Raw genomic sequence first — 16,785 nt, forward strand, 5'->3', positions numbered from 1 at the left:
CATGCCCGATAAGGCGACGGTCGCGATTGTCGGTTCCGGCAATATCAGTACGGACCTGCTGTACAAGTTGTTGCGCTCCGACTGGTTGGAGCCGCGGTGGATGATCGGCATCGACCCGGACAGTGAGGGCTTGGCACGGGCCCGCAAGCTGGGATTGGAGACCAGTCACGAGGGGTGGACTGGCTGCTGAACCTCAGTGAGAAGCCGGATCTGGTGTTCGAGGCCACCAGCGCGTACGTGCATCGTGATGCCGCGCCGCGGTATGCCGAGGCGGGCATCCGCGCCATCGACCTGACCCCTGCCGCGGTGGGCCCGGGCGTCATCCCGCCGGCGAACCTGCGCGAACATCTCGATGCCCCGAACGTCAACATGGTGACCTGCGGTGGACAGGCCACGATCCCCATCGTCTACGCAGTGTGTCGCGCTGTCGTCGAACAGGGGGGAGTGGTGCCCTACGGCGAGATCGTCGCCTCGGTGTCTTCGGCGTCGGCCGGGCCCGGTACCCGGGCCAACATCGATGAGTTCACCAAGACCACCAGCGCCGGTGTGCAGAACATCGGCGGCGCCCAGCGGGGCAAGGCCATCATCATCCTCAACCCCGCCGATCCGCCGATGATCATGCGCGACACCATCTTCTGCGCCATCCCCGAAGACGCCGACCGTGATGCCATCGCGGCGTCCATCAAGGATGTCGTGGCCGAGGTGCAGACGTACGTGCCCGGTTACCGGTTGCTCAACGAGCCGCAGTTCGACGATCCGTCGATGAACTCCGGCGGGCATGCGGTGGTCACCACCTTCATCGAAGTCGAAGGTGCCGGTGACTACCTGCCGCCGTATGCCGGCAACCTCGACATCATGACCGCCGCCGCCACCAAGGTGGGCGAGGAGATCGCCAAGGAAGTACTGGCAGCCACGACAGGAGGCCACGCATGAGTACCAACGAGATCTATTTCGACCCGATGTGGGATATCCGGATGACCGACACGTCGCTGCGCGACGGGTCGCATCACAAGCGGCACCAGTTCACCACCGACGAGGTCGGTGCCATTGTCGCGGCACTGGACAGTGCCGGCGTTCCTGTTATAGAGGTCACCCACGGTGATGGGCTGGGCGGGTCCAGCTTCAACTACGGGTTCTCCAAGACCCCGGAGCAGGAACTGATCAAACTGGCGGCCGAGACGGCCAAGGAATCGAAGATCGCGTTCCTGATGCTGCCCGGGGTGGGCACCAAAGAAGACATCAAAGAGGCCCAGAACAACGGTGGTTCCATCTGCCGCATCGCCACCCACTGCACCGAAGCCGACGTCTCGATCCAGCATTTCGGGCTGGCCCGCGAGCTGGGCCTGGAGACCGTCGGGTTCCTGATGATGAGCCACACCATCTCCCCGGAGAAGCTGGCCGCCCAGGCCCGCATCATGGCCGACGCCGGGTGCCAGTGCGTCTACGTCGTCGACTCCGCCGGGGCGTTGGTGCTCGAGGGGTGCGCGACCGGGTGGCCGCGCTGGTGGCCGAGCTCGGTGACGACGCGCAGGTCGGTTTCCACGGTCACGAGAATCTCGGTCTGGGCGTGGCGAACTCCATCGAAGCGGTGCGTGCCGGGGCCAAGCAGATCGACGGGTCGTGTCGCCGCTTCGGCGCCGGCGCCGGGAACGCGCCGGTCGAGGCGCTGATCGGGGTTTTCGACAAGATCGGCGTCAAGACCGGTATCGATTTCTTCGACATCGCCGATGCCGCCGAAGAGGTGGTGGCCCCGGCGATGCCGGCCGAATGCCTGCTGGACCGCAACGCACTGATCATGGGCTACTCCGGGGTGTACTCCAGCTTCCTCAAACACGCCATCCGCCAATCCGAACGCTACGGCGTGCCCGCACACAAGCTGCTGCACCGCGCCGGCCAGCGCAAACTCATCGGTGGTCAGGAAGACCAACTCATCGACATCGCCCTCGAAATACAACGGGAACAACACACCGCCTGAACGGGAATGTGAACTGTCATGCCGATCGATGTCCACGTTGCACTTGGGGCAGAGCTGGACCCTGTCGAATTCTCCTGGACTAGCAGCGATGTGCAGCTTTACCACCTTGCCCTCGGTGCTGGCGCCGCGCCGCTGGATCCGCGCGAGCTCCGGTACCTCGCCGATGACAAGCCGCAAGTGTTGCCGACATTCGGTACCGTCGCGCAGAGCTTCCATAAGGCCGAAGCGCCATCGGTGAAGTATCCCGGCATCGACGTTGAGTTGTCGAAGGTGCTTCACGCCAGTGAGACAATATGCGCGCCGGCGCCGATCCCAGAGTCGGGAACTGGAATAGCCCTCACTCGGTTCACTGACATCTGGGATAAGGGCAAAGCTGCGGTCATTTGGTCGGAAACGGTGGTGACCGCCCTGGATGGCAGTCCGCTGTGGACGCAAAAGCGGTCTATCTACGCCCGCGGCGAAGGTGGTTTCGGCGGCGACCGCGGACCGACGAGCCACACGGCTACACCAGGGCGTGCGCCCGATGTAGAAGTGCTGATTCCGGTCCTGCCTCAGCAAGCCCTTCTCTACCGCCTCTGCGGCGACCGAAACCCGCTGCACTCCGACCCCGAATTCGCATCTGCTGCGGGTTTTCCCGCACCGATTCTGCACGGTCTCTGCAGCTACGGCATGGTCTGCAAAGCGATCACCGACACGCTCTTGGATGGGAGCGCCGCTGCTGTGAGCAGTTACAGTGCCCGGTTTGCAGGGGTGGTCTATCCCGGAGAAGATTTGAAAGTATCTGTCTGGGAGCAGGATACGAGTCTAATTGCCGTTGCCGTCGCGCCCGGACGTGACGACGCTGCTGTGTTGACCGGCGTAGAACTCATTCCGGCTTGACCTGCGTCAGGTTTCGTTGCAGCGTGGTGTGAGATTGGGACGCCTGGCGCAGATCCTCACCGAGGACGGCGGCGGGCCATTGCGGCTTAGGCGGCGCCGAGGGCATACCGTCATCATCGAGCTCATCCACAGCTTCGTGAACAACTTCGGCGTCACGTTGACACCAGCTGGACAATCGTCAGGGTGTGTTGGAGTCGGAGTCGAATGTCATTGAGTGACAACCTATCCTGAGTCACTGCGAGAACATTGGTGGCCCAGCAGTCTGCCATGAGCTCTGCGATGGCGTGATCTCGTGATCCCGGGGCCGCACACAACACCTGGGCGAACATGGTGACAAGCGTGGTGCGCACCGATTCTGCGTTCGTGACGGCCGACCCGTCGGCGTACAGGTACGCACGCGCCAACGCATCAGCCAGCGCGGGTGTCGCGCAGAGCTGTTCGATCACATTGCCGGCCTGTTGTGCCACCCCCAGGTACACATCGGCGCACGAGGGTAACCGGTGATCGACGGCGAATTCGGTCAGCCAATGTTGCAGGCAGGCAACCAGCATGTCGTCCTTGGACGAGAAGTACTTGTAGATGGTGCTTGCCGACATGCCGGCTCGGTCGGCCACGGTTCGGACGTGCATCGCTGCATAGCCCTCGCCGGCAACACTCAACGCAGCAGCCACGATACGGGCTCGACGGTGTTGTCGGCTCGCGTTCAGGCCTACAGGAACGCTCATGATCATGGAAGGTAGTCACCTTCACGCCAGACTACTCTGCACTTTCTCGGTGGCCGGAACACCGCGGTCCAGATGGCCTGTGTTGTTCCACTGATAGACATTCGGACCGCGCCGCAGGGGATCGGCACGAGGATGCTCCCACTACGACCGACACAGGAGGCGCGCGAGATGGCCGAGGCAACGTCTGTGGATCCTGCTTACCTGCGCCGCGTAGCGGTGTCGAGCCTGCTTGGGACTGCCATCGAGTACTACGACTTTCTGGTCTACGGAACCATGAGCGCCTTGGTCTTCGGAATGGTGTTCTTTCCGGAGTCCGATCCCGCGGTGGGTACCATCGCGGCGTTCGGCACATTGGCAGCGGGCTACATCGCGCGTCCTGTGGGTGGGATTCTGTTCGGGCACTTCGGTGATCGAGTGGGCCGCAAAGCGATGCTGGTTCTGACGATGTCACTGATGGGACCGCGAGTTTCGCGATCGGTCTACTCCCGACGTTTGCTGCAGTGGGAGTGCTGGCGCCGGTACTTCTGTGAATCGCTGGTTCTGCTACGTAATCAGGCATCGGCATCCGTGGACAAGCTCGACCTTGAAGCCTGGCGCAGCTCGCCGGCCGAGTACACCGTGTGGCGAGCAAGCGCGAACCATTTCGTCCTGCACCGCTCAGACGGCCAATGGCGCATCACGGGCGCGCACCAGCAGGCCACTCGACGGCAATCCCGCGGGGCACACCCTGCTAACCGCCAGCGTGACCGGTTCCGAGGCTCCGGAGGTCAAACAGCGATAACTGGTAGCCCGTTCTCGTTCCTCTCGCGGCCGCGGCGGCACGGTTCTAGTGGGCTCGCTAAGCGGCTGTTTCGGCGCGGAGCATATGAACGTCGCACGTTGCGGCGAAGGCCCTCGATCGCGTGTCGCCGAGGAGGGTTTGGCTGGAACTCAAGCCGTTCGATGTGCACGCGCTCGAACTAGTGCTCGGTCTGACCCGGACGCCTGCGATGATTCGCGAAGGATTGCTTAAAGGCATCCCGAAGAATCAATGCCGCGGAACCAGAGGATGTCGCCAGGGAGGGATTTGACCACCGCGACGTCGCAGCGGCCGCGCTGATCGTGGTGGAGACGCTGACCGCCGCTTACGAGAAACATGCCTCGATCCTGCGGGCGGCGCTGACGTCCTCATCTTTCGACGTGCCTCCGTACCTGAATCACACCGCTATCGATGAGATCGAGCGCACCCTCTTCCGCTCGGCAACGCCATACCCAGCCGGGCCAGGCCGGACCTGTCTCGCGCCGAACTCGACGATCTGGTGTTCGTCACCATGGGGGTGGCCTCCAGCGCATGCCTGCGCATTGCGCTGAACCGGCCACCCGATTCGGATCGTGATGGCATGGTGGCTTTGACCGCGCGAATGCTGGCGGCGGCGCTGACGCCGCCCTGAGCTGTTTCGCTGTGGGCGGAAAAGTCTCGGACTTCCCAGAGCCAGCTCTCAGTTCCGTCTCAGTGATCGCAGGCACCTTGTGCTTAAGCAACTGTGCCCATTGACGTTTCAGGAAGAAGACGAACACGATGACGAACCCTCCCCGGTATCCCATGAATCCGCCGGATCCTCGCCAGGATCCGAGTCACTCTGGGGGACAGCACTACCGGGGTAACCCGGCTGACGGTTCGTACCAGCCCGCCTATGACTGGCGTTACGCCCAGACGCCCACGGGAGCCCACCACGACCCGTATCACACTGTGCCGCAGCCTTATTCCGCGCCGGCCCGGCACAAGAAGCGTTCCCGGCGCGGCGCCCTGGTGGCCGGCGCGGTCGCGGTGGCCGTCGTCAGTGGCGGCATCGGTGCAGCCGCCGCAGTCACCACCGAACCGGATCACTCCGCGGCCATGCAGGCCGCCATCGCGGCCGCACCCGGCCAACCGGCCGCCAACCTGCCCGCAGGTTCGGTGGAGCAGGTGGCCGCCAAGGTGATGCCCAGTGTGGTGAAGCTGCAGATCGACATGGGCCGCCAGAGCGGTGAGGGGTCGGGCATCGTGCTCTCAAAGGACGGTCTGATCCTGACCAACAACCACGTCGTCGCCGCCGCTGCCGACAGTGGCCTGGCCCAGCAGGCGTCCGTGGCGGCGGATATCAAACAGACCGTGACGTTCTCGGACGGCCGCTCGGCGCCGTTCACCGTCGTCGGCGCCGATCCGGCCGGCGACCTCGCCGTCGTCAAGGCCCAAGGCGTTTCGGGGCTCACCCCCATCGCACTGGGATCGTCCAGTGACGTCAAGGTCGGCCAGGACGTCGTCGCCATCGGCTCGCCCTTGGGTCTGCAGGGCACGGTGACCACCGGCATCATCAGCGCGCTGGATCGCCCGGTGGCCGCCGGTGGCGGCCCCGAAGACCAGGTGGCGGTGCTCGACGCCATCCAGACCGACGCCGCCATCAACCCCGGCAACTCCGGTGGGGCACTGGTCAACATGAACGGTGAGCTCATCGGCGTCAACTCCGCGATCGCGACCATGGGCGGCGGGGAGTCCCCCGAGGCGCAGAGCGGGTCGATCGGCCTGGGCTTCGCGATCCCGGTCGATCAGGCCAAGCGCATCGCCGATGAGTTGGTGTCCACCGGCAAGGCCACCCACGGTTCGCTGGGGGTGCAGCTCAGCAGCAACACCAGCGCCAGCGGCGCCGCGATCGCCGGAGTGCAGGCGGGCAGCCCCGCTGCGGCCGCCGGCCTGCCCGACGGCGCCGTCATCACCAAGCTCGACAACCGGGTGATCGACGGTCCCGAAGCACTGATCGCGGCGGTGCGCTCCAAGGCTCCCGGTGACAAAGTGTCGCTGACCTACGTCGACGGCGACGGCTCTCCCCAGACCACCCAGGTGACCCTCGGACAGGCGTAACGCGACAACACTGAAGCCTGCGGTCGAACTCGGCCGCAGGCTTCAGTGCGTTTCAGTGCGTCATCGACTGCCCTCAGCGGTTTTCTTGATGGCCGCCAGCGTCTCGGGGATACCGCGATGCGCGGCGTCGGTGCGCTCGGCGATCTGCGCGTCGGCCTGTTCGCCGAAACGCTCCCGGAAACCCTCGAGGCCCCGCGGCAGGAACGTCCAGGATTCGGTCAGGCGGGTACCGCCGTCGATCGCGTCGAAGGTGAACCCCCAGCGCACCCACCCGTTGTTGACCTCCCAGGCGAATTCGCGGCCCGGCTCGGCCCGAATCACCTGACTTCGGGTCTCCCACGTCCGCTGCGGGGTCTGGTTGCGGCCGGTGAACCACGCGCCGACCCGTGGCCCGTCCGCCGAGAGCGCGCCTTCATCCCACCAGCAGGCGCGACAGATCGGGCTCCAGTCGCCCATGCGCGTCACATCGGAGACCAATGCGTACAGCTCGTTCGGTCCCAGGGCGACATCGATCGAGGCGGAGAATTGGAGTGCAGACACGACCCTGAGTATGGCAGCCACGGGTTTCGGGTCGGGTAGCCGATTACGCGATTCAAAGGCCACCCGGAACCGCACACTCTGGAGACACCGCGGGCGAACAGGGTGCCGCGGTCGAGAATCGAGGAGAAACCACCATGGAACGTGAATACTTCTCCCGGGGTGAACGAAGGACGGTCGAAGTCCTCGACGACGTGGTGGCGATCCAAGTCAGCACCGACACCCGCGGAGCGACACCGGAAGCAGAAATCTTCGGTGCGCCCGTCCGGGACGCGGAACAACAGCTGGACGGGCCGAGCCTGGAAGCATTCCGGAACGCGAACTGGGTCTTCGTCACGCCGACACCGGAGGTGTCGCGGTCGGTGAACGAGGGACTGTCGGTACGCGATACCGAGCAGGTCGGTCAGGTGGTCCGCCGTGGCGACGGCACTGTCGGCGTAGCCACCCAGCGACTGAATGTGCAACTGAGTGACACGATCTCGCCAGAGCAGGCGCCGCAGGTACTGGCCGACGCCGGGTTGACCGTGGGCAGGCAGTTGAGGTTCGCGCCGAATCTGTTCGAAGTGGACGCACCCGCGGGGGAGGACTCGCTGGCCGCATCGGTACGGCTGCACGACGATCCGCGCTTCACCTTCGCCGAACCCGCGTTCATCGAACACATTCCCGCCCGGTTCACCCCATCGGATCCCCGGTTCGGCGAGCAGTGGCAGTGGACGAATGTCTCCGCCGAACAGGCGTGGGAGCTCAGTCGCGGTGCCGGTGTCCGGGTCGCGGTGATAGACAACGGTTTCAACGCCCAGCACCAAGACCTGCGGGACGGGATCTCGGCCGCATCCGGGTTCTTCCGGCCGCAGGGCAGCTTCACCCAGGGCACGGCGCAGATGCCCTCGGGTGACCACGGCACCTTCTGCGCGGGCATGGTGGGCGCCCGACACAACAACGGTGTGGGAGGATGTGGGGCCGCGCCGGAGGCGGAGCTGATCCTCATCGCCTGCCTCAACGATCAGGTGGGCACGCAGACCACCCTGGCGCGCGCAGTGGCCTACGCCGCAGACCCCTCGACCGAGGTTCCCGGCGCCGGTGCGGATTCGGGCGCCGACATCCTGGTCTCGAGCCTCGGACCCAACGGCGCGGACTGGGCCTTGACGCAGACCCTGGCCCTGGCCCTCGAATTCGCCGCATCAACCGGCCGGCAAGGACGCGGCCTGGCCATCTTCTGGGCTGCCAGCAACGGCAGGAACGTCGATGTCCTCAAAGACGAAGTGGTGTCGCACGCCGATGTGATCGCCGTGGTGCGCTCCGACCACAACGATCGCGAGGACAACGCAGCCCGCGGTGCCGAGGTGGAACTCATCGCACCCGGCGTCGACGTGTTCAGCACCACCGGCGACGGCGGCTATGGGACCAGCACCGGCACCAGCTTCGCCGCACCGTGCGCGGCCGGCTGCGCGGCACTGGCCCTGTCGGCGAACACCGACCTGACCCGCGACGAACTGCGCGAGATCATGCGCGGCACGGCGGACCGGATCGGCGGCGTGGTGTACGACGCCCAGGGGCACAACGACGATTACGGTTTCGGGCGGGTGAACGCGCACGAGGCGGTCAAACAGGCGCAACGACCGGGTGGTGTACCCATCGAGGCGTTTGCCCCTGTAGCGCCGGCGAGGGGCGCCTGAGATGGCCGACGACCCGGTATTCCACGTGCAGATCACCGCACCCACCACAGCTGAGCTGAAAGCACTCACCGACGAACTCAAGCCGGATCTGGGCTGTCGCCCGGTGGTGCGACACCGGGAGGGCCAGGTGGTGATCAATGCCCTGATGTCCGAGCAGCAGCTCGACGCGGTGCGGTCCGCACGATCAGCAGCCTCCATCCAGGTGATCGAGAACGCCACGGCAGCCGGGCGGGAACGCCAAAGCGAAGTGGCGCAGGGGAATAGGTTCGCGGCGCGCGGTGTGGTACCTCGCGGCCTCGGTGAGAAGGAGTGAGGCCGTGAGCTACCTGAATGTGGACGAGATCGAGTCCGCGCTGGAGAACCTGGCCGCCGCGTACCCGGCGGCCTCGGCGCTGATCACCGTGCCGAACTCCACCCATGAAGGCCGCAGAAGCCATGTCCTGCGCATCGGTGCCGCGTCGTCGGAATGTGACGCGGTGCTACTGCTCGGCGGGGTGCATGCGCGGGAGTGGGTACCGCCGGATGCGCTGATCGCGCTCGCCGCCGATCTGCTCGAAGCCTTCGACCAGGGCACCGGATTACGGTACGGGGGAAAGAGATTCACTGCACAGGACATTCGCCGACTGGTGGCGACGATGAACATCTACGTCTACCCGTGTGTGAATCCCGACGGCCGCTCCTACAGCCAGACCACCGAGCCGTTGTGGCGCAAGAACCGTCGTCGTGATGACGGCGGCTGTGTGGGCGTCGACATCAACCGCAACTTCGACTTCCTGTGGGATCACCTGGCCAAGTTCGCTCCGGATTCAGACGTCAAGACCTCCGACGACCCCTGCGATCCGAATGTGTATCGCGGACCGTCACCGGCGTCCGAGCCCGAAACCCGCAATGTGGTCTGGCTTCTGGACAACGACCCAGGGATCCGATGGCATGTCGATGTGCACAGCGCGGTTCCGGTCGTGCTGCACAGTTGGGGCAGCGACCAGAACCAATCGACGGACACCGCCCAGAACTTTCGCAACGGCGCGTTCGACGGCGTACGCGGCCGGGCCAACGACGCCGGCTACCGCGAGTACATCTCCGCAGCGGACCTCGCGATCGCCACCACACTCAGCACCGAACTCGACGACGCTATCGCCGCGGTGCGGGGTGACAGGTACGGTGCCGAGCCGGCGTTCGGGCTGTACCCAACCTCCGGTGCCAGCGACGACTACGCGTTCAGCAGGTGCTTTGTCGATCCTGCCAAGACGAAGGTGTTCGGCTTCACCATCGAATGCGGCCACACCTTCGCGCCGGCCTGGTCGGAGGCCGAGAACGTCATCCGGGAGGTGTCGGCGGGGCTGATCGCGTTCTGCCTTGCCGCATCACGGTATTCGGGTGCGGCAAAGGCCGACGAGCATGTGGGCGCAGGCAGGTAGCCGGATACTCTGGTGACTGGCCAGGCGGCGCCCTATCGTGAATATGTACGCCAAGACCGGTGCGCCACAACGACTTCGGTGATCGGTCTGATCCAACCAATAGGGGGAACAACCATGACCACTCAACTGGTATCCGAGGCGGCCGCTCGGGAGAAGAGCGCGATTCGTGTGCAGGCGAAGAACTGGTACCACACCATCGCGAGCAGCCCGGAGGCCGCCGTCGAATTCGTGAACCTGGAGCCGGCGCAGGGGGCCGGCGAGGCGCAGTTCTCGGTGCGCGACGACGGTCAGGTGGACGTGTTCTACTTCCTTTAGAACCCGCGGCTGCGCAACGCCGCCGTCCGTCCGGACGGCGGCGTTTGTGCTGTCGAGTGCCGTGGTGAGCCGTACTTGACAGCTGTCGACTAAACTCGGCACATCGCGGGCAAGGGTGCCCGCGACGTTGTTGGCGAGAGGTTCACCCATGCCCGTAAGCAGCGCGCGGCGTATCCAGTTGCCGCCCGGCCGGCCCGCCATCGTCCGGGGAGCCGACGGCACCAGGCTGCACACCGAGGTGTTCGGCCCCCAGGACGGCTACCCGATCGTGCTGGCGCACGGCATCACCTGCGCCATCAGCGTCTGGCATGAACAGATCAACGAACTGGCCCGCGACTACCGGGTCATCGCGTTCGACCACCGTGGCCACGGCCGCAGCGGTGTCCCGCCCCGCGGGCACTACAGCCTCAACCACCTGGCTTCGGACCTGGACTCGGTTCTCGAGGCCACCCTGGCGCCGGGGGAGCGAGCCGTCATCGCCGGGCATTCGATGGGCGGGATCGCCATCACCTCGTGGGCCGAGCGATACCCGCACAAGGTCGCCCAGCATGCCGATGCGGTGGCGTTGATCAACACCACCACGGGCGAGATCGTCCGGCAGGTCAAGTTCTTGTCCGTGGCGCCGCGGCTGGCCAGGGGCAGGGTGGCCGTCGGCTCCCGAATCATCAGGACTTTCGGCGGAGTCCCCGCCCTGCGGGCCGCCGCGCTGCCCAGCCGCAGGTTCGTCGCCGCTCTGGCGGTGGGACGCGACGCCGACCCCGACGTCGCGCAGTTCGTCTACGAGTTGTACGCGGCCACTCCGCCGGCGGGCCGGGCGGGCTGCGCCCGGATGCTCATCGATTCCATGGAGAAACGACACATCCGGTTGCACGGGCTGACGGTGCCCACCTTGGTGATCGGCAGTGAACGCGACCGGCTGCTGCCCATCGACTCCTCGCGCCGGATTGCCCGGGACGCCCCGAATCTGGCGGAGCTGGTCGAACTACCGGGAGGGCACTGCGCCATCCTGGAACGCCCGGCCGAGGTCAACCGCCACCTGCGGAACCTGGTGGAAAGGGTCACCGAGGCAACACCTTTGAGTGGATAGTCAGCCGGCCAGATCGAACTCGATCGGCAAGGTCACCGGTCCGGTGAGCCCGACCAGCGGTTTCCACGGAGCCGGCCCGGTCACCCGCGGGTGGTGCAGCCGCGCCGTGAGCACCCGCAGTGCGTGCACCAGTTCGGCTCTGGCCAGGTTGGCGCCCAGGCAGTAATGCGCCCCGCCGCCGAAAGTAACCATGGCAGAGGCATTCTGGCGGGTCACGTCCAGGAGGTCGGGCTCGGGGAAGACCTCGGGGTCACGATTGGCGGCGGCGTTGCTGACCATGACCTGCGTGCCGGCCGGTATGACGACCCCGCCCACCTCGGTGTCCTGCAACGCGACGCGGATGGCCGAGAACGCCACCGGCGAATGGCGAAGTAGCTCGTCGACGGCCCGCGGGACCAACTCCGGATGCTCGGCCAGCAACGCCCACTGGTCAGGGTGGTCGCAGAGCACCTGCACCGCTGCCGCCAACTGGTTTCGGGTGGTGTCGGTTCCGGCCAGCAGCAGGCCCTGGGCCATCATGCACAGTTCTTCGGTGCTGAGCCGGTCACCGTCCTCCTCGGCGCGGATCATCTCCGAGAGCAGGTCGTCGGTGCGGCACAGTCTGCGCTCGGCGACCATGTCGTCGATGTACGCATCGAAAGCTGCATAGGCGAACAGGATTTCGTGTTCGTGCGCCAAGGCGTCCCAGGTGAAGATCTGGAAGATGTCGTCGGCCCAGCGGGAGAACAGCACGCTGTCTTCGGCGGGTGCGCCGAGTAGCGCACAGATGACGGGCACCGGGTATGGCCGCGCGATGTCGGTGACCACGTCGCAGTGGCCCGACCTGGCCAGTGGCTCCACCAGATCGGTGATCACCTGTGTGATCACCGAGTCCAGCCGGGACGTCGCACGTGGCGTGAACGCCTTCGACACCAACCGGCGCAGCCGCGTGTGCGCAGGCCCGTCGAGGTCCAGCAGATTGGCCACGGCCTTGTCCCACAGCGGCCCCGACGTCACCCCCTGGGACGCCAGGAACAAACCTCGGGGCACCCCGAACCGGGAGTCACGGATGACGCTACGCACCAGCGGATAGGCCAGGATCTCCGGGCCGTGCGGGCCCAGCGCGATGGGCGCCTGGTCGCGTGCCTCGCGGATGAGCCGGTGTGCCTCAACGGGGTCGACGGTGCTCCAGTAATCGAGCCGGGGAAGGCCGGCGTCGAAAACATCGGGATAGCGGGACGAGATGTCGTCGACGGTCATGGCGCCTCCTCGGCAGGACGATTCCGTCGCCCTTCACTATGGAGGCGTCCCGGACCGGGACCACGGGTAGTCGGCTACCTCACCTACTCGCCGGCAGCCTTGTCCTTCGCGTCCTTGTCCTTGTCCTTGTCCGCCCTGCCGGGGTGGTCCCCGCCCCTGCTCGCCCCGGTGTCCTTGTCGGACTCGGTGCCGGCGTCGTCACTGTCAGCGGCAGCGTTGTCTTCGGCCTTGTCACCGGTCGGGTCTTCGGCCTTGTCGCCGGTCGGGTCTTTGGTGGCGTCGTCCTCGGTCGGGTCCGCCGTCCTGGCCGGGGAGCGCTCCGCGCGGCTGGGCCGCCGGGCACTGTAGGACCCGTCGTCGTCGGTGTCCTCTGCGGCCTGGGTGGCCCCCGAGGTCGCCGGTGTCGCGATGGTCGTGGTCTGGTCGACCTGCTCGGTTCCGGACGGCCCGTCCGCGGTGGACCGGTCGGCGCTCAGCGTGGTGTCCTGATCGGCGGGCTTGAGGCCAAGGTGTTCCTGCAGCTTGTCCCAGCTCTCGGCCAGGGCTCCCGGCAGCTGTTCGGCGGCGGTGGCCCATACCTTCGGCGGCGCGAACAACTGCATCGGGGTGTACACGCTGGGATCCGACAGCGGGTTGTTGTCGGTGTAGGAGGCGTTGACGAGCACGGTCAGCAGCGGCTCCACGACATCGGCGAACGCATTGCCGAGATCACCGCCGAAGTCGCGGATCGGCTGCAGCATCGGCAGACCCTTGGCTTCGTAGGTGACATACACCGTGGTGACCCCATCGGGGGTCGGCTCATGCCGCACGATCTGACCGTCGGTGCCGATGATGTAGTGCCCTGACGCGCCCTCGACGAGCTTGCCGGTCTCCGGGTCGAGGATCTCGGCGGGTACCGGCAGCTTCTCCTGCTGCCGATACCGGTAGGCGTAGGCGATGATCGCGTTCAACAACGCGGGCAGATTCGAGATGTAGGTGGGCGCGCTGGAATTCCAGGCGTATTCGTAGCCCACGTCGAGGATCTGAACGCCCTCGAGGTTGTTGGGCACCGGCACCGGGTTGACGCCGACGAGCGCGAAGAACGGATAGCGCGCCGCGTAGCCGCCGTTGGGCCGGTCGACGTTGTTGTCGAGGATCCACAGCGTGTCGGTGAGGCGGGGATCGTCGGGGTTGTTGGCGGCCAGGTAGCTGATCACCGCGCTGGCATTGCCTGCGCCGCGCCCGGAGCTCACCACCACGTCGGGCTCACCGTCGGTCTGTGCGGCGTCGAGAGCCTTGATGATGTTCTCGGCACCTTGCCAGAACTGCACCAGCCGGAACGGGGCGATGACCGTGGGGCCGTAGGTCTCGTTCCAGTTGATGCCGTAGAACTTGTCGATCCCGTCGGCGTTCCAGTTGGTGGCGCTGCCGGGCGTGATGGTGGCGGTGAGCTCGACTTTCTCCCGCGATACCACCTGCGGAACCGCGGTGGTGAACGCGACGGCGGCCACCGTCGCCAACGCTGCGCCCCCGACGACAGCGGGTGTGACGGCCCGCTTCCACTGCGCACTGCTCATTGTCGTGATCCTCCCCGGCACCTCAGCCTGGCCGGCGAAAGTTTGCCGAGCCGAACGTACAGTACGGGCCCAACACCGCCGCGCGCCAGCATTTCAGCCGAGTGCACTGATGACCTCGGCCGCCACTCGGTGACCTGAGCGCACCGCGCCGTCGAGGAACCCGGTCCACTCATCGGCGGTTTCGGTGCCCGCCCAGAAGATCCGGCCCACCGGTTCACGCAGCCACCGCCCGACCGTCGTCCACGCGCCCGGGGGGACCGCCGCGGTGGGGCCGCCGGGGGAGAACGAATCGGTTCCCCAGCTGAAATCGACGTAGTCGATCGGGTCTCGCGCGCGGGCACCGAACAGATCGGCAAAACAGCCGAGGGCACGCTCGCGGCGCTGCGGCGCGGGGAGCTCGTCGAAATGCCGGGCGTCGACAAAACCCAGCAACACCCCCGGCCCGTCGGCGCCGTCGGGGCTGACATCGAAGGTGATGAACACCGGGCCGCTGTCCGACAACGCCTGCCCCGTTCTGCCGTCGGCCCGCCAGAACGGCGTGTCGTACGCCGCGAACGCCTTGCTGAGCGCGCCTTGGGGCCACGTGTGCGCCACCCGGTCGGCGTCGGCGGGCAATCCGGGCGAGAACGTGATGGCGCTGCGGTGCTGGGGTGGCACCGCGATCACCACCGCCCGTGCGGTCACCGACCCCGCGGTGGACGTGACGTCGACGCCGGTGTCCGACTGCTCGACCCCGCTGACGGCCGCTGACACCACCACGCGCTCGCCCAGCTGGTCGGCCATCCGCGCCGCGATCTGGTGGGTGCCCGCTTTCAGATGGTCCTGCTGCGCGCCGTTGTCCACGTCGAGCATTCTGTCCAGACCACCGGCGGCTTTGACGTAGCGGATCGTGTGCAGCAGCGAGACGGCGTCGGGTTCGCAACCCCAGGTCACTCGCGACATGATGGCCATCAAGTCGCGGGTGGAGGGCGTCGCCCGCACCGAATGCAGCCAGTCGGCCAGCGTGTGCTCGTCGAGGGCGTGCGCGCGTGGTCCCGTCCACGGCTGCTCGACGCGAACCGTCCGGGCGAGGCGGGCGAACTGCCATTGGATGCGGGCCACATCGAGCAGGCTGAGCACGGACAGCGACGGGATGGTCCCGGTGTACGAGCGCACCCGGCCGCGCCACCGGATCAGGTTGGAGCCGTGGTTGTAGGTCGGTGTTGTGGGGCAGTCCAACTCCGCCGCCAATGCCAGCACCGCGTCCTGGGTGGGCCCGACGAACGCCGCACCCAGATCGACCGGTACCCCGGCCACCGAACCGGGGGCGGTGCGGCCCCCCACCCGGTCCCGGCCCTCGAGCACCACGACCTCGAGGCCGGACCTGACCAGTTCCCGAGCGGCGGTCAAGCCGGCGAAGCCGGCACCCACCACAACAACGTCGACGCGATCACGCACGAATACCAGTGAAGCAGCTTAAGCTTCGACCGTGAAGATCCAGACGGCGTTGTTCGGGCCCGGCGATGCGATCGAACGGGCCCAGGCGCTCAAAGAAGCCGGTGCCACGGGGGTTTTCACCTTCGAAGGGCCCAACGACGTCTTCGCCCCGCTCACCCTGGCGTCGACGGTCAGCGGTCTGGACCTGATGACGAACGTGGCGATTGCGTTTCCCCGCAACCCGATTCACCTGGCGCACCAGGCCCATGACCACCAGTTGCTCAGCCAGGGGCGGTTCACCCTGGGGCTGGGCACCCAGATCCGCACCCAGATCGAGAAGCGCTTCGGCGCCGACTTCGATCACCCGGTTGCCCGGATGACCGAACTGATCGCCGCTCTGCGGGCCATCTTCGAGGCGTGGAGCAGTGGTGAGAGGCTTCGTTTCGAAGGCCAGTTCTACCGCCACACACTGATGACGCCGAATTTCAGTCCCGGCCCCAATCCTTATGGGCCACCGCCTATTTACGTGGGTGCGCTGGGCCCGCGACTGACTCGGGCGACAGCCGAGCACGCCGACGGCCTGCTGGTGATGCCGTTCGGTTCGCAGAAATTCCTGCACGAAGCCACCATGCCCGCCGTCCGGGACGGCCTGGCCGCCGCAGGCCGCGATGCGGCCGGGTTCGCGGTGGTGCCGGAGATCATCGTCTCCGCCGGCGAGGACCACACCGCGACGCGCCGGTTGCTGGCCTTCTACGGGTCCACCCCGGCCTACAAGCCGGTGCTCGACATCCACGGCTGGGGTGATCTGCAGCCCGAGTTGCACGCGTTGTCCAAGCAGGGCCGCTGGCAGGACATGGGCGGGCTCATCGACGACGAGGTGCTGCACACCATCGCCGCCTGCGGCACCCCCGCCGAGATCGCCGAGCACATCCGCAAACGTGTTGCGGGCGTGGCGGATACCGTGTGCCTGTACCAGCCGGGCCCCATTCCCGTCGACGTGCTGGCCGCGATCGTCGACGAACTCCGGTGATTTGGGCGCGCTCATAACCGCTCAGCGGTTATGAGCGCGCCCAAATCACAAGGA

General features: G+C 66.4%; 15 protein-coding genes and 3 pseudogenes. 12 read left to right on the top strand and 6 right to left on the bottom strand.

Going from position 1 to position 16,785, the window contains the following annotated elements:
• Nucleotide 1: 1 nt before the first annotated feature.
• The 3 genes and pseudogenes from NL241_RS11605 (at nt 2) to NL241_RS11615 (ending at nt 2,854) form a co-directional block, all read left to right on the top strand.
• Nucleotides 2-933 (top strand): annotated as a pseudogene (locus NL241_RS11605) (acetaldehyde dehydrogenase (acetylating)).
• Nucleotides 930-1,975: pseudogene (dmpG, locus tag NL241_RS11610) on the top strand (4-hydroxy-2-oxovalerate aldolase). The pseudogenes NL241_RS11605 and dmpG overlap by 4 nt, the downstream one beginning before the upstream one ends.
• Before the next feature lie 18 nt (nt 1,976-1,993).
• Nucleotides 1,994-2,854, top strand: coding sequence for an enoyl-CoA hydratase ChsH3 (locus NL241_RS11615; protein ID WP_494397613.1), 861 nt, complete (start codon nt 1,994-1,996; stop codon nt 2,852-2,854).
• On the opposite strand, the gene NL241_RS11620 is transcribed toward NL241_RS11615, so the two are convergent.
• Nucleotides 2,841-2,984, bottom strand: coding sequence for a hypothetical protein (locus NL241_RS11620; RefSeq protein WP_487688172.1), 144 nt, complete (start codon nt 2,982-2,984; stop codon nt 2,841-2,843). The genes NL241_RS11615 and NL241_RS11620 overlap by 14 nt on opposite strands.
• A gap of 22 nt (nt 2,985-3,006) precedes the next feature.
• On the bottom strand, nt 3,007-3,579 hold the full coding sequence (locus tag NL241_RS11625; protein ID WP_494397614.1) for a TetR/AcrR family transcriptional regulator: 573 nt from the start codon (nt 3,577-3,579) through the stop codon (nt 3,007-3,009).
• Between the two features lie 168 nt (nt 3,580-3,747).
• Here NL241_RS11625 and NL241_RS11630 point away from each other — a divergent pair.
• The 3 genes and pseudogenes from NL241_RS11630 to NL241_RS11640 all read left to right on the top strand — a co-directional run.
• Nucleotides 3,748-4,106: pseudogene (locus tag NL241_RS11630) on the top strand (MFS transporter); the annotation flags it as partial.
• Between the two features lie 771 nt (nt 4,107-4,877).
• Entirely contained in the window at nt 4,878-5,009 is a 132-nt protein-coding gene (locus NL241_RS11635; protein WP_494397615.1) for a hypothetical protein, read from the top strand.
• Between the two features lie 128 nt (nt 5,010-5,137).
• On the top strand, nt 5,138-6,457 hold the full coding sequence (locus tag NL241_RS11640; RefSeq protein WP_494397616.1) for a S1C family serine protease: 1,320 nt from the start codon (nt 5,138-5,140) through the stop codon (nt 6,455-6,457).
• A 60-nt stretch (nt 6,458-6,517) separates the two neighbouring features.
• On the opposite strand, the gene NL241_RS11645 is transcribed toward NL241_RS11640, so the two are convergent.
• The gene (locus NL241_RS11645; RefSeq protein ID WP_487688182.1) at nt 6,518-6,997 is read right to left on the bottom strand and encodes an SRPBCC family protein; all 480 of its coding nucleotides are present in this window, start codon (nt 6,995-6,997) and stop codon (nt 6,518-6,520) included.
• Between the two features lie 134 nt (nt 6,998-7,131).
• Here NL241_RS11645 and NL241_RS11650 point away from each other — a divergent pair, with 134 nt between their 5' ends.
• The 5 genes from NL241_RS11650 to NL241_RS11670 all read left to right on the top strand — a co-directional run bounded on the left by NL241_RS11650 (nt 7,132) and on the right by NL241_RS11670 (nt 11,490).
• The gene (locus NL241_RS11650) at nt 7,132-8,670 is read left to right on the top strand and encodes a S8 family serine peptidase (RefSeq protein ID WP_487688185.1); all 1,539 of its coding nucleotides are present in this window, start codon (nt 7,132-7,134) and stop codon (nt 8,668-8,670) included.
• A gap of 1 nt (nt 8,671) precedes the next feature.
• Nucleotides 8,672-8,983, top strand: a complete 312-nt coding sequence (locus NL241_RS11655) for a hypothetical protein (RefSeq protein WP_487688188.1) — start codon at nt 8,672-8,674, stop codon at nt 8,981-8,983.
• 4 nt (nt 8,984-8,987) lie between these two features.
• Entirely contained in the window at nt 8,988-10,088 is a 1,101-nt protein-coding gene (locus tag NL241_RS11660; RefSeq protein ID WP_487688190.1) for a M14 family metallopeptidase, read from the top strand.
• 114 nt (nt 10,089-10,202) lie between these two features.
• Entirely contained in the window at nt 10,203-10,403 is a 201-nt protein-coding gene (locus NL241_RS11665; protein ID WP_487688192.1) for a hypothetical protein, read from the top strand.
• A 148-nt stretch (nt 10,404-10,551) separates the two neighbouring features.
• On the top strand, nt 10,552-11,490 hold the full coding sequence (locus NL241_RS11670; protein WP_487688193.1) for an alpha/beta fold hydrolase: 939 nt from the start codon (nt 10,552-10,554) through the stop codon (nt 11,488-11,490).
• On the opposite strand, the gene NL241_RS11675 is transcribed toward NL241_RS11670, so the two are convergent.
• From NL241_RS11675 to NL241_RS11685, 3 genes are all read right to left on the bottom strand, one after another.
• Nucleotides 11,491-12,729: a cytochrome P450 gene (locus NL241_RS11675; protein WP_487688196.1), complete on the bottom strand. Its 1,239-nt coding sequence runs from the start codon at nt 12,727-12,729 to the stop codon at nt 11,491-11,493.
• A gap of 83 nt (nt 12,730-12,812) precedes the next feature.
• Entirely contained in the window at nt 12,813-14,285 is a 1,473-nt protein-coding gene (locus tag NL241_RS11680) for a PE-PPE domain-containing protein (protein ID WP_494397617.1), read from the bottom strand.
• Between the two features lie 93 nt (nt 14,286-14,378).
• On the bottom strand, nt 14,379-15,722 hold the full coding sequence (locus NL241_RS11685) for a flavin monoamine oxidase family protein (RefSeq protein ID WP_494397618.1): 1,344 nt from the start codon (nt 15,720-15,722) through the stop codon (nt 14,379-14,381).
• A gap of 31 nt (nt 15,723-15,753) precedes the next feature.
• Between NL241_RS11685 and NL241_RS11690 the strand changes: the two genes are divergently transcribed.
• Nucleotides 15,754-16,731: a TIGR03617 family F420-dependent LLM class oxidoreductase gene (locus tag NL241_RS11690; protein WP_487688203.1), complete on the top strand. Its 978-nt coding sequence runs from the start codon at nt 15,754-15,756 to the stop codon at nt 16,729-16,731.
• Nucleotides 16,732-16,785: the final 54 nt, after the last annotated feature.

The sequence above is a fragment of the Mycolicibacterium sp. SMGY-1XX genome, assembly GCF_059132455.1.